At 50.0% G+C, this 23,958-nt stretch carries 20 protein-coding genes and 1 pseudogene; 16 read left to right on the plus strand and 5 right to left on the minus strand.

All coding sequences use genetic code 11. The features are described from left to right. Positions 1 to 398 precede the first annotated feature (398 nt). The 7 genes from gltS to L3556_RS08455 all read left to right on the plus strand — a co-directional run bounded on the left by gltS (position 399) and on the right by L3556_RS08455 (position 6,290). Entirely contained in the window at positions 399 to 1,604 is a 1,206-nt protein-coding gene (gltS, locus tag L3556_RS08425) for a sodium/glutamate symporter (protein WP_277866836.1), read from the plus strand. Positions 1,605 to 1,946: 342 nt separating this feature from the next. Next, entirely contained in the window at positions 1,947 to 2,876 is a 930-nt protein-coding gene (locus tag L3556_RS08430) for a PRC-barrel domain-containing protein (RefSeq protein WP_277866837.1), read from the plus strand. A 144-nt stretch (positions 2,877 to 3,020) separates the two neighbouring features. Then, positions 3,021 to 4,160, plus strand: a complete 1,140-nt coding sequence (locus L3556_RS08435) for a hypothetical protein (RefSeq protein ID WP_277866838.1) — start codon at positions 3,021 to 3,023, stop codon at positions 4,158 to 4,160. Continuing rightward, positions 4,157 to 4,465 (plus strand): DUF3067 family protein, encoded by a 309-nt coding sequence (locus tag L3556_RS08440; RefSeq protein ID WP_277866839.1) that lies wholly within the window; start codon positions 4,157 to 4,159, stop codon positions 4,463 to 4,465. Before L3556_RS08435 ends, L3556_RS08440 begins: the two co-directional genes overlap by 4 nt. Continuing rightward, positions 4,466 to 5,293: a purine-nucleoside phosphorylase gene (locus L3556_RS08445; RefSeq protein WP_277866840.1), complete on the plus strand. Its 828-nt coding sequence runs from the start codon at positions 4,466 to 4,468 to the stop codon at positions 5,291 to 5,293. It abuts the gene before it with no gap. A 4-nt stretch (positions 5,294 to 5,297) separates the two neighbouring features. Beyond that, on the plus strand, positions 5,298 to 5,630 hold the full coding sequence (locus L3556_RS08450) for an ArsR/SmtB family transcription factor (protein WP_277866841.1): 333 nt from the start codon (positions 5,298 to 5,300) through the stop codon (positions 5,628 to 5,630). 129 nt (positions 5,631 to 5,759) lie between these two features. Beyond that, positions 5,760 to 6,290, plus strand: coding sequence for a hypothetical protein (locus L3556_RS08455; protein WP_277866842.1), 531 nt, complete (start codon positions 5,760 to 5,762; stop codon positions 6,288 to 6,290). Between the two features lie 24 nt (positions 6,291 to 6,314). Here L3556_RS08455 and L3556_RS08460 read toward each other — a convergent pair whose 3' ends face one another. Together L3556_RS08460 and L3556_RS08465 are read right to left on the minus strand one after the other, a co-directional pair. After that, positions 6,315 to 7,178: a prepilin peptidase gene (locus L3556_RS08460; RefSeq protein WP_277867626.1), complete on the minus strand. Its 864-nt coding sequence runs from the start codon at positions 7,176 to 7,178 to the stop codon at positions 6,315 to 6,317. Positions 7,179 to 7,187: 9 nt separating this feature from the next. Then, a complete protein-coding gene (locus L3556_RS08465) occupies positions 7,188 to 7,433 on the minus strand; it encodes a hypothetical protein (RefSeq protein WP_277866843.1) in 246 nt (81 codons plus the stop codon). 239 nt (positions 7,434 to 7,672) lie between these two features. Between L3556_RS08465 and L3556_RS08470 the strand changes: the two genes are divergently transcribed. After that, positions 7,673 to 8,017, plus strand: coding sequence for a hypothetical protein (locus L3556_RS08470; RefSeq protein WP_277866844.1), 345 nt, complete (start codon positions 7,673 to 7,675; stop codon positions 8,015 to 8,017). A 263-nt stretch (positions 8,018 to 8,280) separates the two neighbouring features. Continuing rightward, the gene (locus L3556_RS08475; protein ID WP_277866845.1) at positions 8,281 to 8,991 is read left to right on the plus strand and encodes a cupin domain-containing protein; all 711 of its coding nucleotides are present in this window, start codon (positions 8,281 to 8,283) and stop codon (positions 8,989 to 8,991) included. On the opposite strand, the gene hpnH is transcribed toward L3556_RS08475, so the two are convergent. Then, positions 8,988 to 9,998, minus strand: coding sequence for an adenosyl-hopene transferase HpnH (gene hpnH / locus L3556_RS08480; RefSeq protein ID WP_277866846.1), 1,011 nt, complete (start codon positions 9,996 to 9,998; stop codon positions 8,988 to 8,990). The two genes, L3556_RS08475 and hpnH, sit on opposite strands and share 4 nt — an antisense overlap. 628 nt (positions 9,999 to 10,626) lie before the next feature. On the opposite strand from hpnH, the gene rne reads away from it, so the two are divergent. Together rne and L3556_RS16310 are read left to right on the plus strand one after the other, a co-directional pair. Continuing rightward, positions 10,627 to 12,828 carry a ribonuclease E gene (gene rne, locus L3556_RS08485; RefSeq protein ID WP_277866847.1) on the plus strand — a complete coding sequence of 734 codons (2,202 nt, stop codon included), beginning with the start codon at positions 10,627 to 10,629 and terminating at the stop codon, positions 12,826 to 12,828. A 222-nt stretch (positions 12,829 to 13,050) separates the two neighbouring features. Next, a pseudogene (locus L3556_RS16310) lies at positions 13,051 to 13,166 on the plus strand (IS982 family transposase); the annotation flags it as partial. Between the two features lie 4 nt (positions 13,167 to 13,170). Here L3556_RS16310 and petL read toward each other — a convergent pair. Both petL and L3556_RS08495 read right to left on the minus strand, forming a co-directional pair. Next, on the minus strand, positions 13,171 to 13,263 hold the full coding sequence (gene petL / locus L3556_RS08490; protein WP_277866848.1) for a cytochrome b6-f complex subunit PetL: 93 nt from the start codon (positions 13,261 to 13,263) through the stop codon (positions 13,171 to 13,173). A gap of 54 nt (positions 13,264 to 13,317) precedes the next feature. Then, positions 13,318 to 15,699, minus strand: coding sequence for a heavy metal translocating P-type ATPase (locus L3556_RS08495; RefSeq protein ID WP_277866849.1), 2,382 nt, complete (start codon positions 15,697 to 15,699; stop codon positions 13,318 to 13,320). A 214-nt stretch (positions 15,700 to 15,913) separates the two neighbouring features. On the opposite strand from L3556_RS08495, the gene L3556_RS08500 reads away from it, so the two are divergent. From L3556_RS08500 to acsF, 5 genes are all read left to right on the plus strand, one after another. Beyond that, entirely contained in the window at positions 15,914 to 16,912 is a 999-nt protein-coding gene (locus L3556_RS08500) for a glucokinase (RefSeq protein WP_277866850.1), read from the plus strand. Next, positions 16,909 to 19,161 carry an ATP-binding protein gene (locus L3556_RS08505; RefSeq protein ID WP_277866851.1) on the plus strand — a complete coding sequence of 751 codons (2,253 nt, stop codon included), beginning with the start codon at positions 16,909 to 16,911 and terminating at the stop codon, positions 19,159 to 19,161. The genes L3556_RS08500 and L3556_RS08505 overlap by 4 nt, the downstream gene beginning before the upstream one ends. Positions 19,162 to 19,253: 92 nt before the next feature. Next, positions 19,254 to 19,670 carry a hypothetical protein gene (locus L3556_RS08510; RefSeq protein WP_277866852.1) on the plus strand — a complete coding sequence of 139 codons (417 nt, stop codon included), beginning with the start codon at positions 19,254 to 19,256 and terminating at the stop codon, positions 19,668 to 19,670. A 67-nt stretch (positions 19,671 to 19,737) separates the two neighbouring features. Further along, positions 19,738 to 22,365 carry an O-antigen ligase family protein gene (locus L3556_RS08515; RefSeq protein ID WP_277867627.1) on the plus strand — a complete coding sequence of 876 codons (2,628 nt, stop codon included), beginning with the start codon at positions 19,738 to 19,740 and terminating at the stop codon, positions 22,363 to 22,365. Between the two features lie 122 nt (positions 22,366 to 22,487). After that, the gene (gene acsF, locus L3556_RS08520) at positions 22,488 to 23,645 is read left to right on the plus strand and encodes a magnesium-protoporphyrin IX monomethyl ester (oxidative) cyclase (RefSeq protein WP_277866853.1); all 1,158 of its coding nucleotides are present in this window, start codon (positions 22,488 to 22,490) and stop codon (positions 23,643 to 23,645) included. The last annotated feature ends 313 nt before the right edge of the window (positions 23,646 to 23,958 follow it).

Below are 23,958 nucleotides of genomic sequence, written 5' to 3' on the forward strand. Positions count from 1 at the left end.
CCCCCTATTCTGACCCGAAAGTGGAGCCAAGAACTAATCTACGGTGAAACACTACTAACTTGGACATATATATAAAAAGCCTGACCTGATGCAAGGAACTGAGGTCGGTAGCAGAACGCCAGGTGGAACACTCAGCGAGACAACGGCAGGCTTACCTTCCCAAAACAGCCTAGTTTGGAAAGTCCATATTAACGTGATAGCGGAATTCTTACGAAATATCAAGGGAAATGGAGGAACTCTCTCATAATTCTCATACTTTCCCTGCCCCGCCTGAGCGCCGGGGAAGGGATTAATATTCTTAAGGGCAGCTTGTTTTTTTGAACTTTAACAATTTCATGGTATGAAATTTAGGGAACTGAGTGACTCGCTGCAATACCTCGGAGAATAAATTTTAGATAATGAATATCGTTCTGTTTGATACTCGACAAACGATTATTGCGGCTATTTTAACCCTATACCTGGGCAAGTACCTCACCCGTCATAGTCGATTTCTGCGGAATTTTAATATTCCCGACGCGGTCTCTGGTGGTGTTGTCGCCTCGTTGTTTTTTGGGTTTTGCTACGTTGCTCTGAATCTCCAAATTGAATTTAGTCTCCAAATTCGCGATGTGCTGCTGATTGTTTTTTTTACTACCATTGGCCTTTCGTCAAAGCTGAAAACCCTGCTGGAAGGTGGCAAGCCCCTTTTGATTTTATTAGTCACCGCCTTAGTTTATCTGGTGTTGCAAAACTCTGCGGGGATAGCGGTGGCCAGTCTGTTGGGGCTGGATCCAGCTATTGGCATTTTAACGGGTTCCGTTTCCTTAAGTGGTGGCCATGGGACGGCGATCGCCTGGGCTCCTATTTTTGCCGACTATGGGATTCCCAATGCCTCGGAAATCGGAATTGCCAATGCGACCTTTGGCTTAATTATTGGCGGGATCGTGGGTGGCCCAATAGCTCGGTATTTAATTCTGAAATATCAGTTACAGCCCGTCAATGAGGAGGAACAATTAAGCGTTAGTATTAAGCACAGACAAAAAAATGTCAAAATCGACTATGACACCATGCTCAATTCCCTATTGGTTTTGGGCCTGACCATTGGCTTTGGTCTGCAAATTAGTGTGGTGATTGAGGCCATTGGCTTAAACTTACCGATGTTTGTGGCCTGTCTATTTGCCGGGATTATTTTGACGAATACCATGCCCTTGCTGTTCAAACGATTTCCCTGGCCGACGGGCACCCCCACCCTGGCCCTAATTTCCGATCTAAGTCTGGGATTATTTCTGTGTATGTCCCTGATGAGTTTGCAATTATGGACATTGGTAGATGTGGCGGGGCCGATTTTGATCTTAGTTTTAGTTCAATTTTTACTCAGCACCGTTTATACAATTTTCTTGGTCTTTCCCGTCATGGGCAAGGACTATAATGCGGCAGTTATTGCAGCGGGTTATTCGGGCTTAACGCTGGGTACAACTCCCACGGCGATCGCAAATATGACCGCAGTTACGGCTCACTTTGGCGCGGCTCCCCAAGCCTTTGTGATTTTACCCCTAGTAGGGGCATTCTTTATTGATATTGCCAATGCCTTTGCTATTCAGACGTTCTTAAACTTTCTCGGTTAAACGTAATCCTTCATTCCGGAGAAACCTAAAATAGCCAAAAATCAGGTTGGATTGAGATGGGAATCATGGGTTTGTCCTACTAGTCTTAAGCCCTGGGTCTTGATCCCTGCCCAAAGAGCGGCAATTCTTGGTTCGCGTTAACATAAATATGGTGTTGTATCCCATGGATTGAGCGTGATCAGGAATGGTAACATTCAAGGGAGGACGGATGAAACGAGCAACTCTCAGGAGCGTTGGCACAGTCTACGCCCAGCAGGTTTTTGAGAAGCCAGTGCTGTCCCCCTTGCGGCCAGTGACTGGAAATGCCACTATGTTAAGAATTGTTTTGGGACACACATCAGCATGACCATACCGGAACAACTGCTTCAACGGGCGGATCTGATTGGTACTCAGGTAATTACCCGGGATACGGGCCGTAAATTAGGGGTAATTAACCAGGTCTGGGTGGATGTGGATCAACGTCAGGTTGTGGCCATGGGATTGCGAAGTACCCTGTTTACGGGTGAACAGCGATTTATTTTGCTCGCAAACATTAGTCAAATTGGCGATGTCATTCTAATTGAAGATGAGGATGCGATCGCCCCAATTAATACCTATAACTACAGCAGCCTGATTGATAACGAAGTCATTACGGAAACCGGTGAAATTTTAGGGAAGGTTCGGGGTTTTAAGTTTGACCCGGATACGGGGGATGTCACGGATTTGATATTAGCCTCCATTGGCCTACCCTGGATTCCCGCCCAACTCATTAGTACCTATGAGTTACCCATTGAAGAAATTATTAGCAGTGGCCCAGAGCGATTAATTGTCTTTGAGGGTGCCGAAAGTCGCTTAGTACAAATTACTGTGGGTCTTTTGGAGCGGGTTGGCTTAGGCGCACCCCCCTGGGAGGACGAAGAAGATGAATACCTCCAGCCCATGACTCCGAGCAGTAACCAGTTACCTTCAGGCAGCCGCAATCGGGTCTATCCACCGGAACGTCGCGCTCCTCGCACCCAGGAATGGGATGAACCCGTCAGCTATCGTCAGCGGGATCAATACGATTATGCCGAGGAAGAGATTTATTATGAAGACGACTATGAACCTGAGGTGATTGAGCGGCCGGCTCCCCCGCCTCGGCGGCCCCGTGTGGTTCAAGAACCCCTGAATCCTCCTCTTCGGGCCAATGTTCAGCCCACCCCGGCGGATCCAGAGGAAGACTACTGGGATAACGAAGAGTATCAGGGCCAACCCTTCAAGGTTCAGGAGAAGCAACCGGAGGAAGAGTACTAATTTTTGGTGATACCTTTTGATTCCAATTCCAAAACTGATCGTTTGGAGTCAAGGATTTAATCGCAATAGGGTAGACTGATAATTAGCATTTCATCTGTCCAATAGACGGTCTTACTCAGACCGTCTTTTTTTAGTCATAGATTAATGTCGTCAAATTTAGAGTTGATTGAACAGGACATTGCCACGCTTCAGGGCCGGGTAATGGGAGTGCTTCAGGAAATGCAGGGGGTTTATGGCCAGTACCTGGATCAATTAGCGGCCGTTGCCCGGCAGCAATTAATTACGGTGACGTTTCAAATTTGTACCCAAATGTTTCCCGATCGCTTTTTGTCGCTGAATGACGACGATCGCCAAGGGTTACAGGATCGGATTGATGCGATCGCCAAGGGAACTGAACGTCAGCTTTTAGACCTACGCCCCCAGTCCTTAATTCCCCGTTGGGAAACCTTAGACAGGCAAGATGATGATCCTGGGGATAAAAGGGTGGAGGATGATCTAGAAGAGGACGATCTAGAACTTGATCTAGGGGATTATACTCCCACGGATAAGGAGCAATGGGCGGCGGATAAACCGCAGTGGGATGATTTCTTTGAAGACGTTACGGAAGGAAAACTCACCCAGGAAGACGAAGATATTGAGTTTATTGAAAATTTAACCATTGATGATTTTACAGACAGTTTAACGATGGATGTTGCCCCCCTGTCCCTCATCGAGACTGAGGAAACAGTAAACGAGAGTCGTGAAACACCGCAGACAGGAGAATCATCCCCCCCTTCGACGGAGGCCCAGGGAAACAAGGACGAAATCCCAGAGCTAGAATCCGATAAAAATCAACCCCACCACCTATCCCTAGACCAGCGAATTGCCTTGGTCTTACAGCAGGGATCCCTGTATTGTAATCAGGTTCTACAGCAGGCAAATATTTTACCCCCCGCCCCCATTGAACTCATTCTTGAAATTGCCGCAAAAGCAGAGGGTCGTCCCTTGGGTCGGGTTCCCCATCTATTAACATTAATGATTGAGGAGCGATCGCCCAATGAGGAGGAGGATACTGGGGAAAACAATCGAGATAACCGGGATGATTCCCCAGCATTGTCCATTGCAGCAATTTATTTACAGCTAGAAGAAATTGAGTTTCACCATCCGGCCCTAACCAGTTACCGTGGTCAACTGCGTAAGCTGGAGAATCAATTGAGTCAACTTCACCAGCAACTCCAACAAAAGCAACAACAACGCCTTGTATTAAAAGCCACTCGAGCTTGGTGGGAAACCTGGAAAGGATGACGGAGGTAGAACTGCAAGAATTACTCATTGCCAAATGGGGTCGCTCCTATGACCTACAACTGCGGCGTACCCAAGGTAAGATTTTTTTACAGGTAATGTGGCGGTATTTAGAGCAAGCGTCCTTTCCCCTGACACCGGAAGAGTATCTAGAGCATTTGCGGACAATCGTCACCTATTTGAACGATTGGGGGTGTACTGAACAGGTAAGATCCCATTTGGTTCACACCAAGGCCAAACCTCGTTTGGGTAAGGCGGTTAATATTCCTTTGGACTTAGGCGGACGCGAAAGCGAATGGTTAAATTAAATGGATGATCTTACCCAACGGATTCAAGCGGCGGCAGACTTTTTGCGATGCCACTGTTCCGTCTCTCCCGACATTGTTGTTATTTTGGGATCGGGTTGGGGGGGGCTGGCCGATCAAGTCACTCCAGACTATGGGATCGCCTACGAAAAAATTCCCCATTTCCCTAAGACCACGGTTCCTGGCCACTCAGGTCGCTTAGTGATTGCATCAATCGGGGGCCGACCTGTGGCGATGCTTCAGGGCCGATTTCATCTCTATGAAGGCTATAGCCCCCAGGAAACAACCCTACCTCTACGGGTTTTGGCTGAGTTGGGAGCCAGGTTTCTCATTGTCACAAATGCGGCTGGGGGATTAGACCCGAAATATTGCCCTGGAGATTTGATGATTATCCGAGATCACCTCAATCTATTGCTAGAAAGTCCCCTGCGGGGGCTAGGGGAAGCGGAATTTGGTTCCCGCTTTATTGATATGGTAAATGCCTATCCATCCCAGTGGCGATCGCTGGCTCAGGAGTTGGCCCAAAAGTTAGGGATCACCTGTCATGAAGGGGTATATGCCGCCGTACCCGGCCCCAGTTATGAAACCCCCGCAGAAATTAAAATGTTGCGAATCCTGGGGGCAGATGCGGTGGGAATGTCCACCGTGCCCGAAGTGATTGTCGCCCGTCAGCTAGGGCTTCAGGTGTTAGGGTTGTCCTGTATTACCAATTTAGGAGCGGGTATTGCCCCCAATCAATCCGTGAACCACGCAGAGGTTTTGGCGGTGGGAGCCGATCGCGCCGAACGGTTTAGTCAGTTTTTGGAACAACTCATCCCGCAGCTAAGGTAAACGAATGATTCAACGCCGAGCCAGTCTATCCGAACCGGAAACAGAGATTGCCCTAGGGTTTCATGCCCTATCGGAACCCATCCGTCTACAGGTTCTAGAGCACTTAAAAATTCAAGAGCTGTGTGTGTGTGATCTGTGCGATCGCCTAGAACTGAGTCCCTCTAAACTATCCTTTCACCTAAAAACACTCCGGCAAGCGGGACTCGTCCAATCGCGACAACAGGGCCGCTGGGTCTACTACAGTCTGAATATTCCCCAATTTCAGATACTAGAAGGCTACTTAAATCAGTACCGCTCCCTAGATGCTATCCGTCCTGCCCAACCCTGCTCTCCCTAGACATTTTCTTCAGGGATGTGCTTTAGGAATGTTATGTTAAATTCGGGAATACCGCTAAACTACAGACATTCAAGTTATCCTTTTCTTAACCTTGATGCGCGATAGATAGGTAAGGTAGGTTTATAGAGTATGGCCCATTTGGGAAACGACGCGGCAATTCAATCCTCAGATCGCCTACTCCGTCAGTATGGCTTTGATTTGGCGGGACAAACCGTAGAATCTATTTTAGATAGCTGGTTGCGGCAGTTCCCGTCCCGCTGGATTCGTTTGGCCCTGATTGAAGCCCTCTACCAAGGACGGTACAAGGCTTTTTCCGTGGAGCATATTCTCGATCAATGGTTACGTCGGGAGCAACCTACTTATCACTTTAATAGCGAATTTGAGGCGTTGATTTGCAATAATATGCCGAGGAATCTGTGTCAAGTTGAACCAGAGAGCCACCATCCACCCCGCCACCGCCCTAAAGAAAAAGAATCAGAGCAGATCACGCCGCCGTCCTCAGATTTAACCCACGTCACCGATCTTGGGGAGGGTATTACCTCCTCCATTCGCCAATTTCATCCCGATCCACCGGCCAGTGAATTTACCAGTAAACTAACTGAGATTGTCCGCCGCTGGCGATCGCAGGGAGATATGGAAACCCGTCTACCCCAGCGTTAAATAATAGAGCTAAAAATAATCGAGCTAAACGATGGCCCCACCATGGGTCGCCGCCAAAATGATCCCCTGAATCATCCCTGGAAATAACCAGTCTAAATAGCTGTTCATTAAGGCATCACCAAAGAGGGCCGCTACCATTGCCGCCACCGCTAAGAAGGGACCAAAGGGAATGGGTTGACGGCGGTGAATTAGACCTAGGGCAATCCCGCCCACGCCAACGATCGCCCCAAGAGTTGAACCCAAAAAGAAGGTCAACAATAATAATTTCCAACCGAGCCAAGCTCCAATCAGAGCCGCTAATTTACCATCGCCCCCCCCCATCACGTCCTGTTTCATGGCGATCGCCCCACCCCAGCGAACCAGATCAAACAACCAAATCCCGATCACTGCCGCAACAACAGACTCACTGAATCCGATGAGCGTTGCCTGCCATCCCCCAGTAAGTCCCGGCATCACCGTTTGTATCACCACCCCAGTGATCAACCCCCACTTCGTCAATGGATGGGGCAACGTCAGGGTATCGAGATCAATCATTCCTAGGGCCAAAAGCCAACTCAGAAATATCCAGTAGCTCAGGGTTTGCCATTGCCAACCCAATAGGAGAAAGACCCAGAGAAAGAGAATCGCCGTCAGGGTTTCAATCAGGGGATAGCGATAGGAAATGGATGTGTGACAATAGCGGCATTGCCCCCGCAAAAGAATCCAACCCAAAATGGGAATATTGTCGTAGGGTCGGAGACGGGTCAGACACACTGGGCAGCGGGATGGCGGATAGAGCAGGGATATCCCTGCCGGAATTCGATAGATTACTACATTCAGAAAGCTACCGACAGCGGCCCCCAAGCTAAACACAAGCAAGCCACTAAACAGGTGAATGACCGTATTAATCAGGAGCAACTAGGCGCAACCTACTTCGGGTAAATCATGATAGGGCACAAAACATTCATGGGGCAGAAGCACAGGCTGGGCGGCAAAAATAACGTGGCCCCGTAGGGTCTGACGATCCACCGCAACCCCCGCAGGAGCGGTTCGACTACCATGAACCTGTTGATAGAGATTATAAATGGTTTGGGCAACCGCCAATAATGAGGTGTCAAAGCCCAGATCGTGCTCTGGTATATCGAGAGTTGGCATGGTTTGCATAATGATGAACCCCACTCCTAGGCAAAACGAATCGGACAAACAAAGCAAAAAAAAGTAAGAAAGCAGATGAACACTCGGTTGTTAATTTCTTTTACATTTGCCTAAGTATGCAGTCCTGAGCAGTCCAAACTAGCTCCCAGGACAGTTTTCAAACTAGAACATCGCTTCCTCTAGTTTAGTGATCAATTTGGAATTTCCTTGCTAGGATTGCATTACACTATCCTGCTTGAGGTAAGGAAATGTTGAAATCCTTGGGTATTGTCGGTGGTTTGGGGGTCGCTGTTATCATGACTGCGGCAATGCCTGTGTTGGCTGAACAAGAAGTTCCCGTTGCCCGTGACAGTAATGGGCGTGTCTATACCGCTGATATGGATTCCCGCGAGTTTTATCAGAATAGTAATGGTGTAACTCAGGTGGATTTCAGCTTATCCACCGAGGGAGATGGCTATTGGCATGATGCAACTGCCTCCTGCAATCCCTACGATGTCAAAAGTGAATTCTATGGCTGGGACTGGTCAGGGACTCGCAGCTATGCCGCCGGAACCGTAGGGGGAGATATTGCCCGAGCGGTCTGTGCGCGTTAATCTCTGCCCCTAGCGTAACGCTGTGCCCCCTTAGTCTAGGTATTTTAGTCTAGGGGGGTTGGACTCTGGGCCTATTTGAGCAGAATCTACTTGGTCCCCATAGGTTTGGGCAATCTCGCGAATATTTGCTATCGTTCCAATCACAATACCGATTGGTTATGCTGACCTGATTCTTATCTTCGTATTCAATAAAAATAGCAGCAATGCGTTAAAATCCAGTAAGTATAAGCGTAAGTAATATTTGAGTTATCTTGCACAAGTCTATGAAAATAAAACCGCTCGTAATGTTGGCGATCGCCCTGGTTGGGGGGTTATACCTACTAAGTTTTAATGTGAGAACATCTGTGGCTCAAGATGCCAACCCGTTGCTTGATATCAATGAAATCAATAAAGTCAGGGTTAGTAATATTGATACGAATTTCCCTGATTTTAGCACCAATGAACAGGTCAATTTAGCCCAGCGATCGCCCGCTCTCGGCCAAGCTGCCGCCGCTACCCATCCACGATTTTCCTGCGATCCAAGGCAGGTGGATGTGCATCAATATAGTGGCGGAGTCATTTCCTACTGCCGCAACGAGCAGTTGACCGCCGCCGAAACCGATTCAGCCAGGGTAGACATTCAGCCCAATGCAGCCCGTACCCCCCATTGGCATAACACCTGGGAAGAACAGATTCTCCTATCGGGCACAGCAACCACCACCATGATTGATCCCACAGGCCAGAGCTATCAAGAACGCCTTGAACCAGGAACTATTGTCGTTATTCCTGCGGGGTGGACCCATTGGTCGGAAACCCTGGGCAATCAGACCGCAAGTTTTATCCTGGTATTTCCCGCAGGATTCAAGACCTTTGAGTTGAGTGACTCCATGGTCAAACTCAATCCCGCCATCATGGCCGCAATGATGGGTGAGGAGCTATCCAACGTCAAACACAATCGAGATAAACTCGTTCTTTTGAAGTCTCCTAACCCCTAGAATAGGCTCCCCGCCGCCTTCATCATGTTGGAGGGATTAAAGGCATCCATGGCCGCAGTGGGTTCATAGCCACAATGCACCATGCAATCCTGACATTTGGGATTGCCGCTCTGGTGGCCATAATTATCCCAGTCCGTGTTATCCAGCAACTCCTGCCAGGTTTGATAATGGCCTTCATTCATCAGATAGCAGGGCTTCTGCCAACCTAGGACACTATAGCTGGGCATTCCCCAGGGGGTGCATTCATAGTCCTTTTCCCCGGTCAGGAAATCTAAAAAGAGGGGATTATGGTTGAAATTCCATTTTTTCTCACCGGCGCGGAAGGGAGCTAAAATTTCCCGGAACAGGGCCCGAGTTTGCTCCCGTTTGAGGAAATGCTGTTGATCCGGGGCCCATTCGTAGGCATAGCCTGGAGAAATCATCATGCCATCGGTGCCCAGGGTACTGACAAAATCAAAGAAGGCCTGAGTTTCCTTGACATTGGCCCCTTCAAAAATGGTGGTGTTGGTGGTGACGCGGAACCCCTTGGACTTGGCGGCTTTAATGGCTTTGACCGCCGTGTCAAATACCCCCTTGCGATCGACACATTTGTCATGCCATTCCCGGAGACCATCCAAGTGAACGCTGAAGGTGAGGTAAGGAGAGGGCTGGAACTTGTGGAGATTGTCTTCCAGGAGAATCCCATTGGTACAGAGGTAAACAAACTTACGCCGGGCCACCAAACCCCGCACAATTTCATCAATTTGGGGATGGAGGAGGGGTTCTCCCCCAGGAATGGCCACCACCGGCGCACCACATTCCTCAACGGCGCGAAAGCACTCTTCAGGAGTTAAATTTTTCCGTAAAATATCTAGGGGATGCTGAATTTTGCCACAACCGCTACAGGCAAGATTGCAGCGAAAGAGGGGTTCAAGCATGAGGGTAAGCGGAAACCGTTTTTTGCCCTGCAACCGCTGGGAAATGATGTAGGTTGCAATCTCAACCGCTTGCTTTATGTGTACACCCATGCATATTCCTCCTCAAGGCTCTATGGGTTCCAGAAACTTAATAGAACTAAATATATAAGTTATAGCGGCTTTGGGGGCGATCGCCAAAGTGTCCCTACAGGTTTGGGAATTGGCACAGGGGAACAACAGTACACAACGATACACAACAACACAAAGGGGAAATAGTAGTCCAACCCAACGTTGTCCCAAAAATCCGCACTTTTTAGGCCATACCCCTAGTCAAGACCGACTAAGGCGCGTATAATTCTTGAACATTAGGGTTACTGTAGACGTTTAGCCCTTGCTCGGCTTATCTTGGTTAACTAAGCTTATTTTCAGTTAACACTTCAGGGGGAGCACGTCATTTTCCCCGCTAGGTTGGCATCATTCGACATTAACCATTCCCTAGGGTTTGCAGGTTAGGCAAGGACAATGGGAAAATTAGGTCGTTAGTATTGCCACTGATCAATGCAGTGCTATCTCCAGTCTCTACAGATTGTCCCTCCTGATCCATGTTCTTAGTAGCGGTTCCTAGGGCTTCGTTCCCCTAGGGCGGCCGAGCTTCCGGTAAGCCCCTAGAACCAACCAACCTTTGACTAATGTAAAACCAATGCCATGGTCACTCATTCAATATTTTTAAGGATATTTAATGTCTAAGCAAATTATTATTGCCGAACAGTTTCGCCTTGCTGCCGTTTTTGCTGAAGATCAAATTCAAGAACTCATCGTCGCCACCGGAAGTCACCAAGTTGGAGATGTTTACCTAGGAATTGTTGAGAACGTCTTACCCGGTATTGACGCAGCCTTTGTGAATCTGGGGGATACGGCTCGCAATGGGTTTATCCATGTCAGTGATTTAGGCCCCCTGCGCCTGAAGCGCACCGCTGGGGCCATTACAGAGCTATTGACTCCCCAGCAAAAGGTTTTGGTTCAGGTCATGAAGGAACCAACGGGGAATAAGGGGCCTCGGCTGACGGGAAATGTGTCCTTACCGGGACGCTACTTAGTATTGATGCCCTATGGTCGTGGGGTGAATCTCTCCCGTCGCATTGGTAGTGATAGTGAACGGCATCGGCTGCGGGCCCTCGGTATTTTAGTCAAGCCTGCGGGCATGGGCCTGTTAGTGCGGACAGAGGCGGAGGGCGTTTCCGAGGAAGCCATTTTAGAGGATTTAGAGCTATTGCAGCGGCAGTGGGAAACGGTGCAGCAGCAGGCGGCCTCGAATCGTCCCCCCACCCTCCTTGGCCGGGATGATGATTTTATCCAGCGGGTACTGCGGGATGTCTATAGCAGTGACGTGAATCGGATTGTGGTGGATACTGCCGGTGGAGTCAAGCGGGTGAAGCAACACCTGATGAATTGGAATAGTAATAAGCCACCGGTGGGAGTTTTAATTGATCATCACCAAGAAAATATTCCCATCCTGGATTACTTCCGAGTGAATGCCGCCATCCGCGAAGCCCTCAAGCCTCGGGTGGATCTCCCCTCCGGTGGTTATGTGATTATTGAGCCAACGGAAGCCCTCACCGTTGTGGATGTCAACTCTGGCTCCTTTACCAGTTCAGCCACGGCCCGAGAAACGGTATTGTGGACCAATTGTGAAGCGGCCACCGAAATTGCCCGTCAACTGCGGCTACGGAATGTGGCGGGGGTGATCATTGTCGATTTTATTGATATGGATTCCCGCCGTGATCAACTTCAGTTATTAGAGCATTTTAGTAAGGAGCTACGGGCAGATAAGGCCCGTCCTCAAATTGCCCAATTGTCAGAACTGGGATTGGTGGAACTGACCCGGAAACGACAGGGACAAAACATTTATGAGTTGTTTGGTCGGCCCTGTGGAGCCTGTGGGGGCCATGGTCATCTCGTCCATTTACCCGGGGAGTCTGAGGAAAGTCCGGGGGAAAGTTTGGAGCGAACGGTGATTTCCCGAACCATTGAGACGCGACGTTCCCCTGAATCCCGCAGTGATAGCTATGATTCCAGCGCCAGTGATATTCAACTTATTAATCATCCTGGCTACCAGGAGGTGGGAGGAACTCGCCAGCGATCGTCCCGTTCCCGTGGCGGGAATGGATCCCCAGCGCGGCCAACCCGTTCCCGTGGTGAGGCTCCCAGTAATGGTCGCAAAAATGCTAGTCCCGCCCCGGAGCTAACAGATGCGGTTAATTCTCCGGCCAACTCGGTGACTAAGGTTATTCCCACGGAGAAAGCGACTCCGGTGGAAACCCATCGAGATAACTCTAGTTCTGGTGGTGGTCGTCCATCGCGGCCGACCCGTGCGCCCCGTCCCCGATCTGAACCCAGTGAAGTCATTGCCGTCACTATGACCCAGGAAGAACAGCAGATCTATGCGGCCATGGGTATTTCCCCCATTGTGCTCTATCCAGATGAGGTCAAGAATGTGCGATCGGCGGTTGTGATGGTGGCCTTGCCGGGCCAGACTCCGGTACCGCCGCCGGAAAAAGAAGCTCCAGCGATCGCCAATGAAGACAGTTCAGAGAATTCTGAAAGTTCTGAGAATGGTGAGGGGTCTGAGAGTCCTGGGGATTCTAAGGGGGGCGAAAGTATGAACGATACAACGCCAGTGACCTCTTCTAAAACAACCAAGGTCATTAAGGTTGAACCAATTGTGGTAAAAACGGCGGCGATCGCCCCGGATGGGATCGGTTCAGCTTCCTCAAAGAACGAGTCTGATGAACCCACTGAAAAACCTGAGCCAACTCCCCTGCCAGTTCCAGCAGAAGCTCCTAGCCCAGAAGTAAAAAATGCTGAGGTAGCTGTCCCCAGTGGACGACGGCGGCGGCGGCGAGGTGCCTCGGAGCAATTATCCCTTGAGACGGATACCTAGGGCTAAGTGACCTAGTATAGCTGTCGCCTCTTCTCTTAGGACATTTCTCATAAGGGGGTGTGGGGGCTTCGCCCCCAGCCAGGGGTTCCACCCCTGCACCCCGTCCTAACCTAGGTGACGATAGCTATACTTACTTGGGACTCAGTTAAAGTGAGTTCGGGAAAAGAGAGGAACAGAACAGATCGGCTGAACGTGCTAAGTTTCCATCCCTCTGTTCGCTCTATGTTTCATCTAGAAGAGTTATTTTGCTCCGTTGATGATTTCTGCGACAGTTTGAACCGATGGGGCAGCAGCAGTTACTGAGCAATGGACTCGCTCATCGTTGCTTAAACCGAACTCACGTCAAATTAACTTAGCGGAACGCAGGCCATAGAACAGACCCACCGCAACCCCCATCACCGCAGCAACCCAGATAAAATACGCTAAAACTGCCATAGGTCATCCTTGAATGTATTGATTAAAGTGTCTTGATTTTATCAGTCCCGCGGATCACCGCAATGGCGATCGCGGTTTCAATAGGAGTGAATTTGTTACCACCGCAATGGAACTGACGGCCATACAGGCAGCGGCCACACTCGGCGTGAGACTAATGTGCCAATGGGGTAACAACACCCCCGCCGCAATGGGCAGACCAACTAAGTTATAGGCGCAGGCCCAAAAAAGATTTTGGCGAATTTTCCCCAGGGTGGCCCGACCTAAGGCAAGGGCGGTGACGACATCCTCTAACTGATTATGGATAAGGACAATATCCGCCGCTTCTAGGGCCACATCCGTACCACTAGCTAGGGCAATACCCACATTTGCCGTTGTTAGGGCCGGACCATCGTTGATGCCATCCCCCACCATGGCCACCTTTTCTCCTTGGCTCTGCCAGGTTTGGATTAATGTCACTTTTTCACCGGGTAAGAGGCGAGTATGGATCTGTTCCGGCGATAGGCTCAAGGGTTGGAGCAATGCTAAGGTTGCGTCCCGTTGATCACCCGTCAACACATGGACGGTTAAGCCCAGGGATTTGAGGGCCTCAAGGGTTATTTTGGCATCGGCCCGTAGCGTATCCGCCAGGGTAAAACAGGCCGCCAGTTCTCCGTTAATGGCAAGGCCAATCTGGCTCATAGCTTGCCTAGGGGAGGGTTCGCGGCAAATATCAATGCCTTGGGTTTCTAACCAACTCAAACGACCAATGGCTACGGGTTGATCCTGAATGACGGCCCGAATCCCCTGGCCGGGACAGACCTGTTTATGGGTTACAGGTAAGAGAGCTGGATGGTTCTGGGCCATGTCATTATCATTTGGCGTACCATCAGACTCAGCCATTGCACAATGGGTTTGCCAAGCCTGGGCGATCGCGTTAGCCAGGGGGTGATGCACCTCCTGCTCTAGACTGGCGGCCCAGCGCAATAGCTCTGAGGTATCCATGCCATTGACGGACTCTAGGGACTCTAGGGTCAGTTTGCCGGTGGTGAGGGTTCCGGTTTTATCGAAGGCGATGGTGGTGAGTTGCTGCACCTGCTCCAAAATATCTCCACCACGAATGAGTAGCCCCTGTTCAGCCCCACGGCTAGTTCCCACTAAAATCGCGGTGGGGGTAGCCAGGCCAAGGGCACAGGGACAGGCAATGACCAAAACCGTAATGGCTAATTTTAGGCTGATTAAAGCCACACTTTGGCTATCCGTTAACCCCAGGAGCGATCGCCCCCCTAGGAACCAAAAGGCAAAGGTGAGGGCGGCAAAGGTTAGGACACCATAGCAAAAATACCCCGCCAAGGTATCGGCAAATTGTTGTACCGGTGCTTTTCGGGTTTGGGCCGCTGTCACCAGAGCAAGAATCTGGCCGAGAAAGGTGTCTTGACCACGGCGATCGGCTTGAATCGTCACGGGTGCCAATTGATTCATACTGCCGGCAATCACGTAGGAGAGACGCTGATCCGTGGGTTGGGGTAAGGTGTCCGGGGCGATCGCCACCTTGGGCACGGGTAGGGATTCCCCCGTTAACATCGATTCCTCCACCAAGGTTTCTCCCCGCACCACATAGCCATCCACAGGAAATTTATCCCCCCCTAAGACCCTTAGCCAATCTCCGGGTTGAATCTGGGTGACTGGCACAGGCAAACTGGTCTCACTATCGGGGTGAGGTAACCACTGGGCGATCGCCGGTTGGAGAGCTAAAAGAGCCTGTAAGCTATGCTTGGCACGAGAACGGGCCCTTTCCTCTAGGGTGCGTCCCAAAAGGATAAAGCTAATCATCATCACCGGCTCATCAAAAAAGCACTCCCAGCCCAACTGGGGCCATAACCAGGCCACCCCACTGGCCCCATAGGCCGCCAAGCTCCCCAGGGCCACCAAGGTATTCATATTGGGCCGTCCTTCCCAAGCTCCCCGGCCCCCCTCTTGCAAAATACGACGGCCGGGGCCCAGCAACGCAACAGTGGCCAGGGCCCAATGCCAGAGCATCGAACTTAAAATCGGTACATGGATCGGTACAATATGCTGAAGATGGCCCAAGCTGGAGAGGAGTAACAGGCCCAGAGCAGATACCAATGGCCAGGGAGAGGGGGATTCCGCTGGGGAAATCGTCCAGTCTAGGGGATCCGCCGGGTTGGGAACATGGGTCTTAAATCCTGCGGCCGTGAGGCGATCGGCCAAATCCTGGGGATCAAGTTCTGTTCCTTGGGATGTTACCTGGTATGTCACCATCGCCGTTCCGGTCATTAAATTCACCGCGGCCCCTGTGACTTGTTCCTGGCCCAATAGGATCCGCTCCACGGATTTAACACATCCGCCACAACGCATTCCCCCCACATTCAGGGCGATCGTGGCAGAGGGCATTGGGGTTGAATCCCTGGGAACCACTGCCGAGGTAAGCTGGGCCATCAGTTTGTCCTATTTCTCTAAAGAGTCTAAGAAATGGTCAGTGATCAGTTCAATGAGCTAAGAATTTTTAGCTCCTAGCCCCCATTATGGGGAGAGCCTTCAGTCTGAGCAAATCTAGCCTAACCGCAATGCCCAGAAACTCGATACAATTTCCATACCTCCCTTGACAAGAATGTAAGAGCAAGAATAGAAGAGAGTACGAGGCAACCCAACGGTGACGACAATTCTGTCCGGCGATATTGGTGGGACAAAAACCATTCTCCGCCTGACTCAGGTAAACCCACCCCAAGTCAAAGTTCTGGCGGAAGAGACCTATGCCAGTGGCGATTTTCCCCATCTCACCCCCCTGATTCGCCAATTTTTAGACCAGATTCCTGGCCATGATCCCGATCGAGCCTGCTTGGCGATCGCCGGCCCCGTCTTTAATCAAACCTCCCAAGTCACGAATTTAGGTTGGCATCTCAGGGCCGATGACATGGCCGCAGACCTCAATATTCCTGATCTCACTCTGATCAATGACTTTGTGGCGATCGGTTACGGTATTTTAACCCTGAATCGAGCAGACCTGTATGTCCTCCAAGATCGGCCCAGCCATGACCACGCCCCCATTGCTATTCTTGGAGCCGGCACTGGCCTGGGGGAAGCCCTATTAGTCTGGCAGGGCGATCGCTACCAAGTTTTGCCCCTTGAGGGGGGGCATACCGACTATCCACCCCGGAATCCCCTGGAAATTGGCCTGTTAGAATACCTCTTAAAAAAACTGGGGCGCGTGTCCGTTGAGCGGGTCGTATCCGGCCAGGGTATTTGCAATATCTATGCCTACCTGCGGGATACGGGCAAATTTCCCGAATCTGCCAAGCTGGCCCAACAGATGAGTCGGGAATTAGATGCAGCCATCATCAGCGATGCAGCCATGGCAGGTCAAGACCCCCTCTGTGAAAAAACCCTAGATATGTTTATTGCTGCCTACGGGGCCGAAGCGGGCAACCTCGCCCTAAAAACCTTACCCTTAGGAGGGGTGTACATTGCCGGCGGCATTGCCGCTAAAATTTTAGCCAAACTACAGGATGGGAAATTTTTAGATAGCTTTGTCGATAAAGGTCGATTACGTCCCCTACTAGAACAACTGCCGGTCTCCATTGTTCTCAATCCCAAGGTTGGATTACAGGGAGCGCACCTAGTAGCCGCATCCAAACCTATAACTGCACCATGAAGGATAAGGATACCGAAGCCCAACGACAGCAAGTGCGTCACCTTCTCGTCCTCGAAGATACGGAAGGTCGTCGTCCCATCCTGCTAGAAGCAGCAACCTACTCTATTGGCCGGGATAGTACCAATTCAATTGTTCTCCATTCCAAACTTGTCTCACGGCAGCATTCTCTACTTTTGCGGGTCACCAATCCTGACTCCGGCAGCTATATTTTTCGGATTGTGGATGGCGATCTCCAGGGCAAACGCAGCACCAACGGCATCTTAGTGAATGGTCAACGCTGTTTTTCCCACGATCTCAAGCATGGTGACACCATCGTCTGGGGCGGCGATGTACGGGCTCGCTATCTCACCCTGACAAACATGAGTGATGACGAATTTGCGGAGTTCTGCAAAGGCACGGATGTTCTCGGTTTTCTCTCCAAAAGTAGTAATCCCTTTGCCACCCTTGTTCCAGTTGACAATCAAGACATTGCCGAATTTAGTGAAGCGGCCCTTGTTCGCCTCGCCTCCTATCCCGAACTCACCCCCAACCCTATTTTAGAAATTGATCTCCAGGGAACCATTACCTATCTAAATCCAGCGGCGGTGATGCAGTTCAATGATTTACAACGCAATGGGGTACGCCATCCAATTTTGCTAGGGCTGCCGGAAATGGCCCGCTACATGAAACAAACCGAGGAAAAAGTCCATGTGCGGGAGGTGGAATACCATCAGCGCATCTACGAGCAATCTATTCATTATATTTACGAGAGTGAGTTAATTCGCAGTTATATTACGGATGTAACCGAGCGCAAGCGGGCCGAAGAACAACTCCGCCACCAAGCTCGTCGTGAAGCCGTCATCAACCGCATTATTCAGGCCATGCGAACCACCATGATTGCCGATGAAGTGCTGCAAATTACCGCCGATTTACTATTAGAAGCCCTAGGGGCAAACTGTTGTCTGATCACCCAATCTAAGAACCAAGCGACAACGGTTTCTAGCCATCCTCCCTTAACAGATGTAGAGCTACAACTGGGACAGCTAAATAACTTGGCTCTCTCAATTTATCAAGATTCCCTTGTCATGGGAAATCAAGTCTTACTTTTAGCTAACTCAGAGAACTTACCGGACTCCCTAGCATCCCAATTTAAGGAATTTCACTTAGATGTGGTGGTTGTGACTCCCCTGATCTATGTTAATAAATTTCTAGGGAATATTACTCTCTTCCAGAGTCGTCTTGATCGGAATGTGGAACATCAAGAGTACGAAGAACAGGAAGAATACGAGATGACTATTCTTAATCACGGCCAGGCAGTCCCGATACTTAATCCTCCCTCAATCACAGGTGCCCATCATTCCAACTCCAACCATTGGACCTTAGATGAGCTTAGTTTAGTTAAAACCATTGCGGATCAATGTGCTCTAGCGATTCATCAAGCCCATCTCTATCAGCAGGTACAGGAACTCAATGCGGATCTAGAATGCCAGGTGCAAGCCCGAACCGCTGAACTGGAACAAAAAATGCAGGAACTAGAGCGGCTTAATGCCCTCAAAGATGATTTTCTCAGTACGGTTTCCCATGAGTTGCGTACCCCGATGGCAAATATCAAAATGGCCATTCATATGTTGAAACAATTTCCCTTGGAGCAACGCCAAGAACGCTATTTAACCATTCTCAGTAATGAATGTAATCGAGAAACGGAACTGATTAATGACTTATTAGATTTACAACGACTAGAAGCCGGCCGCACCCCCATTCAGCAGGAAATCATTGATCTAAATAGTTGGCTCCCCTTAGTGGTAGAACCTTTTCGCAACCGCATGCAGCAACGGAATCAAGCTCTCCACATCCATCGCCCCGAAGTCTTACCCCAGATTGAATCCAATCGCCATGCCCTAGAACGAATTCTTGCGGAATTATTAAATAATGCCTGTAAGTATACCCCTGCGGCGGGGCAAATTGCCTTAAATGTTGTGATGAGTTCTGATGGATCGATTTTACCCAGCCATCCCAGGGCGATCGCCGGGGATTATATTCAGTTTCAGGTCATTAATCCCTCAGAAATTCCTGCCACTGAACTGCCGCGTATTTTTGAAAAATTTTATCGAATTCCCAATGCAGACCCCTGGCATCAAGGGGGAACTGGTTTAGGATTAGCTTTAACCAAAAAACTGGTGGAACAATTGCGCGGGGAAATCGATGCCCAAAGCAATGAAGGGATCACCTCCTTTACCTTGACCCTACCATTAGTTACATCCCAGGATTAGTGCGCAGTCCGCAAAAATGAGCATGATAGAATTTAACTGCCCCATTGAGCCAAATGCAACCCTATAATGCAGCCCTACAGAGGAGTAGCACCATGATTCACCATTCCCTCACCCTTGGCTTCGGAGCAGGAATTGCCTTGCTAGCCATGGTTGAAGTCAAGGCCCTAGAGCCTTACAGGCACTCCCTTCTTTTGGGGCAAAGTGGTGCAGAACTGTTAGAGCAGGGGGGCCCCATTGAGAGTCAGGGAGTTCCCGTACCCCAACCCGCGCCCAACCTAGAGGGTGCCGATCGCCAGTTAGAGGAAAGCGCAGACTTGGCCCGTCAACAGGCTGCCTCCGATATTATTCGCCAAGCCCAGGACTATAGTTTGCTCAATGATGGCTATGTGGGCAACCCCAACTATGTGGGCTGGACGGGGGGAGAACAGATGGGTCTAGATTACCTAACACCGGATCCCTACATTGGCAGTTGGGGAGATGGCTACTGGCCCTATACCCTTGGATTCTAATTGAGTTCTCATTGCCCCATTTTTCTAAATCCCATTTTATTGAATCGCTCCTATTTCTTTGGCCCCCATGACCGCTGACAATATTTCCGATCGCGCTGCCAAACAAGAAGGTCAACTCCTTGCCCTCTTCACGGCCCTTGGCTATGGGCTATTTACCCTACTCCCAGATAGCCATAGTCTAATGGTGGCTTGGCCCTGGGTCTTTATTTGGCAAGTGACCCTCATCCTACCCATCCTTTGGTTTTTGCAAAATCTGGCCTATCAACGGCGGATTCAACTCCTAGGCAATGGATTTGATGGGGTGATCTTACTGCTGCTTTTGGGTTTGGGCATTTCGGGAACGTTTAGTGAATTTCCCAATCAGGCCCGTTGGTTTGGCTGGGCGGCGGTGGGGGGATGTGCGGCCCTCTATGCCCTAAATGCCTGGCTGCGAAAGCGCGATCGCCAACAACAGTTGCTTCAATGGCTGGGCTATTTCACGATTGTTTTTATCATCTGGAGCTTATTTCTCTGGCTCAAAGATACGATTTTCCCAGAGTATCTTCGTATTCAAGAATTGAGTACTCAGGGTTTCAATATTGGCCTGAACCATCAAAACCTAGAATTTCGCAACTGGGCCCCCATGGGTCATCAAAACTATGTGGCGGGCTTTTTGCTGCTCAGTTTACCCTTGCTGGGGGCACTGGCCTGGCAAGGTGGGAATGGCGATCGCTGGTGGCGAACCCGTTGGTTTTGGTTAGGGGGCCTGGGCTTGGGCTTCGTCGATCTCTATTCCACCAATTCCCGGGGTGGCTGGCTGGGTCTGATTACGATTTTAGTGATTATCACACCGACCATCTGGCAGCAATGGCGACAGCGATCGCCCTGGGGACAGCATTGGTTTTTCCACCCCTGGATCATGGGAACTGGGATCACACTGGTGATGGCCCTGTTTTTATTTTTTACTAACTCCCGCCTCCGCCGCTCTCTCCTTGCTCTGGGCAAAGGCTACGAAGGGACGGAACTGGCCTACCGTTGGATTACTTCCGAGGCTGGTTGGCTCATGGGTTGGGATCATCCCCTGACGGGCCATGGTTTAGGAACCGTTCCCCTGGTCTATCAGAGGTATCGGCCGGTCTGGGCGGGCCGGGAAGCGGAATTGGTATTTCAACTCCACAATACCCCCATGCAGATTTGGGCTGAGTTGGGCCTGTGGGGGGTGGCTAGTTTACTGCTGCTAGTGGGTTTATTATTCTATTGGCTATTTCAACGACACCGTTGGCTGGATAGCCTAGATGGGGGCGATCGCCCCTGGGTATTAGCCCTATACGCTGCCTTTGGGGGCTACGCCGTCCTGAGTGTAACGGACTATCAACTCGATAATATTAGTATTAGCGGCATCCTCATTTTTGAACTGGCCCTGCTCACCACATTTATCCGCACCGGCCTGGGCCAGTCACCGCCGCCGCGCACTCGCTTCCGCTATGCCCTAACCACCGTCGGCATTGGCCTCGGAATCGTCTTAGCCATAGTTCTCTGGTTAATTCCCATTCAACGGGCCTGGCAACTATCGAGTCAAGGCTTTCTCGCTCTCCTGGAAGAGACCCCAAATTGGGAACAGTTTACTAAAAAACTCACTGCTGCCCAAGAACTGGCTCCCTGGGAACCCTATTATCCCTTTCAACTGGGCTGGAACCTAGGAAATCGGGGACTGAGAGGAACGGAAACCGACAGGGAAAACCAGCAGTCCTTAATGACTCAGGCGATCGCTGAATTTAACCAAGGGAATCGCATCTCACCGGATCAGGAATTTGGCCATAGCAATGTGGCATGGTTATATCTTCGCACTGAACCCCAGGGTGCGCTTTATCCCTTTGGGCGAGCCAGCCAGCTCGTCCCTGCGAAACGGGGGAATTTTCTAGGTTTAGGTCTGACCCTACTCTACCTGAATCAGGAATCCTTAGGGACGGAAGCCCTGACCCTAGAAGCCCTCAGGGATCCCTCATTTATTACCAGTCCCCTATGGCGAGACCCCCTACTTACCCCACTCTATCCCCGTGTTTTAGAGGCCCTGAGCGATCGCTATCAAGCCTTACAAACGGAATTTCCGGTGACGAATACCACTGGCCGCTATGCTCGGCAAGTCGATGCCGTCTTACTCTGGTGGAAAAAAGACTACGCTGGGGCCATGGCGGTACTTAAGGATCTGCCTCCCCAATTTCAATCCGCCATCCTACAGGATTTGATTGAGTTTGAGCAAAAAGACTTTCAGGCCCCCACCGTTCCTGATCTTCAAGACCTGCGCCCGGATCAGCTTTTTTTACTCGCTTGGGGATCGGCCCAGAATCGGCCCAGATTATTACAAACTGCCTGGAGCAAAGCCACCCAAGAAACCCTGCCGGCCCATCAAATGAAAGATTTATTGGACAGTATCTCTGATGCAGAGGATCCGGCAACGCGCACGGACTTTGATACCTGGCTCCGGTTTAAGTCTCCTGCGGTTGCGGTCACATTTCAGCGGGCGGGCTTTGGTGTACTCAGCCGTCATATTGATGGCCCCCAACCCGTAGACTTTTTTGTCTCAAACCAAAATTTAGTTCTCTCTGCCCTATTCCAAGATCTATGGCCCAGTAATATTTTTCTGCCGGATTTAGATAAGTCCCTCGAACCCGATCGCCAGCACCTGCTCACCCAACTGAATTTAGGGCTTAATTAGCTCCCCATCCCTGGGATTTTGTCTACACAATGTAACATTTCTGTAATGTATCGTTATCAGCCCTAACCTTTTCGGTAGGATGCAAACAGAGTGCCATTATCCAAAATCGAGACATAGCGACTATGGTCAATACTGTAACCAAGCCTGAATTTGACGAACTACGCCCCGGTATCAAAGCTCCGGCGAAGGAGACCATTCTCACTCCCCGCTTTTACACCACAGACTTTGATGCAATGGCGGAGCTAGATGTTTCCGAAAATCTGGACGAACTACAGGCCATTATCGAAGAATTTCGCACCGACTATAACCGTCACCACTTTGTCCGGGATGCAGAATTTGAACAGTCCTGGGATCACATTGATGGTGAAACCCGGCAACTCTTTATTGAATTTCTAGAGCGTTCCTGCACCGCTGAATTTTCGGGATTTTTGCTCTACAAGGAACTCAGCCGCAAGCTGAAAAATCGCAACCCGGTTTTAGCGGAAGGATTTGCGCTGATGTCGCGGGATGAGGCTCGCCATGCGGGTTTCCTCAATAAGGCCATGTCGGACTTTAATTTATCCTTGGATCTAGGCTTTTTAACCCAGAGCCGCAGCTACACCTACTTTGAGCCAGAATTTATTTTCTATGCCACCTATCTTTCCGAGAAAATTGGCTACTGGCGGTATATCACCATCTATCGCCATCTCGAAAAGAACCCCGAAGATCGGATTTATCCTATTTTCCGTTTCTTTGAAAACTGGTGTCAGGATGAGAATCGCCACGGAGACTTCTTTGATGCGGTGATGCGGGCCCAACCCCAAATGCTAGATCGCCCCCGCAGCTTCTGGCAAAAAATTAAAGATATTCCTGGTTCCTTTTCTGGCAAAGCCTGGGCCCGGTATTTCATGGTATCCCTTGTCCCCCCCAAACTTTGGTGCCGCTTTTTCCTGCTGTCGGTCTTTGTCACCATGTATCTGAATGATCTCCAGCGATCTGATTTTTACGCCTCCATTGGCCTAAATGCCCGGGACTACGATCGGGAAGTGATTCTCAAAACCAATGAAACGGCGGGTCGGGTTTTCCCAATCATCTTGGATGTCGAACATCCTGAATTTTACGATCGCCTAGAACGGTGCGTAGAAAACAATGCCAAGCTGAATGAGATTGTCAGCGATGACACCACCCCAGGTTGGTTAAAGGGTCTGCGGAAACTACCCCTTTACTTAGCCAATGTGGGTGAGTTTTTCCGTCTATTCACCTTACCTGTGAAAGAAATTCCTGCCCAACAGGTGCGTTAATTCCAGCAAGACCTAAAGTATCAACGGATCAGACTCGGCGATCGCTACCCCAGGGATAGGGCGATCGCCCATTGCTGTAAAAAAACATGGGTCAAATTCTGAATTGGCATGACTTCAATTTTTTGTATTTTGAAGTAATGTTGTCATTGATGTTGAAAGATGAAGCCGGGGCGATCGCCCATTTTAAGGATCCGCAGATCCACTAAAGCTAAGCTGAGCCTGTCTTGGGGATGATAGCAAAGGATGGAATGTTTTTAATTTTTAATTTTTATTCTCTTGCATATATTTCGGATCATTACGCCAATATGAAAAG

The sequence above is a fragment of the Candidatus Synechococcus calcipolaris G9 genome (genome assembly GCF_029582805.1).
In the GTDB taxonomy this organism is placed as follows: Bacteria; Cyanobacteriota; Cyanobacteriia; order Thermosynechococcales; family Thermosynechococcaceae; genus Synechococcus_F; species Synechococcus_F calcipolaris.

Bases quoted from the DNA above. Each gene is read 5' to 3' on its own strand.
- gltS (WP_277866836.1), top strand. From the start codon at position 399: ATGAATATCGTTCTGTTTGATACTCGACAAACGATTATTGCGGCTATT.
- L3556_RS08430 (WP_277866837.1), top strand. From the start codon at position 1,947: ATGACCATACCGGAACAACTGCTTCAACGGGCGGATCTGATTGGTACT.
- L3556_RS08435 (WP_277866838.1), top strand. From the start codon at position 3,021: ATGTCGTCAAATTTAGAGTTGATTGAACAGGACATTGCCACGCTTCAG.
- L3556_RS08440 (WP_277866839.1), top strand. From the start codon at position 4,157: ATGACGGAGGTAGAACTGCAAGAATTACTCATTGCCAAATGGGGTCGC.
- L3556_RS08445 (WP_277866840.1), top strand. From the start codon at position 4,466: ATGGATGATCTTACCCAACGGATTCAAGCGGCGGCAGACTTTTTGCGA.
- L3556_RS08450 (WP_277866841.1), top strand. From the start codon at position 5,298: ATGATTCAACGCCGAGCCAGTCTATCCGAACCGGAAACAGAGATTGCC.
- L3556_RS08455 (WP_277866842.1), top strand. From the start codon at position 5,760: ATGGCCCATTTGGGAAACGACGCGGCAATTCAATCCTCAGATCGCCTA.
- L3556_RS08465 (WP_277866843.1), bottom strand. From the start codon at position 7,433: ATGCAAACCATGCCAACTCTCGATATACCAGAGCACGATCTGGGCTTT.
- L3556_RS08470 (WP_277866844.1), top strand. From the start codon at position 7,673: ATGTTGAAATCCTTGGGTATTGTCGGTGGTTTGGGGGTCGCTGTTATC.
- L3556_RS08475 (WP_277866845.1), top strand. From the start codon at position 8,281: ATGAAAATAAAACCGCTCGTAATGTTGGCGATCGCCCTGGTTGGGGGG.
- hpnH (WP_277866846.1), bottom strand. From the start codon at position 9,998: ATGGGTGTACACATAAAGCAAGCGGTTGAGATTGCAACCTACATCATT.
- rne (WP_277866847.1), top strand. From the start codon at position 10,627: ATGTCTAAGCAAATTATTATTGCCGAACAGTTTCGCCTTGCTGCCGTT.
- petL (WP_277866848.1), bottom strand. From the start codon at position 13,263: ATGGCAGTTTTAGCGTATTTTATCTGGGTTGCTGCGGTGATGGGGGTT.
- L3556_RS08495 (WP_277866849.1), bottom strand. From the start codon at position 15,699: ATGGCCCAGCTTACCTCGGCAGTGGTTCCCAGGGATTCAACCCCAATG.
- L3556_RS08505 (WP_277866851.1), top strand. From the start codon at position 16,909: ATGAAGGATAAGGATACCGAAGCCCAACGACAGCAAGTGCGTCACCTT.
- L3556_RS08510 (WP_277866852.1), top strand. From the start codon at position 19,254: ATGATTCACCATTCCCTCACCCTTGGCTTCGGAGCAGGAATTGCCTTG.
- L3556_RS08515 (WP_277867627.1), top strand. From the start codon at position 19,738: ATGACCGCTGACAATATTTCCGATCGCGCTGCCAAACAAGAAGGTCAA.
- acsF (WP_277866853.1), top strand. From the start codon at position 22,488: ATGGTCAATACTGTAACCAAGCCTGAATTTGACGAACTACGCCCCGGT.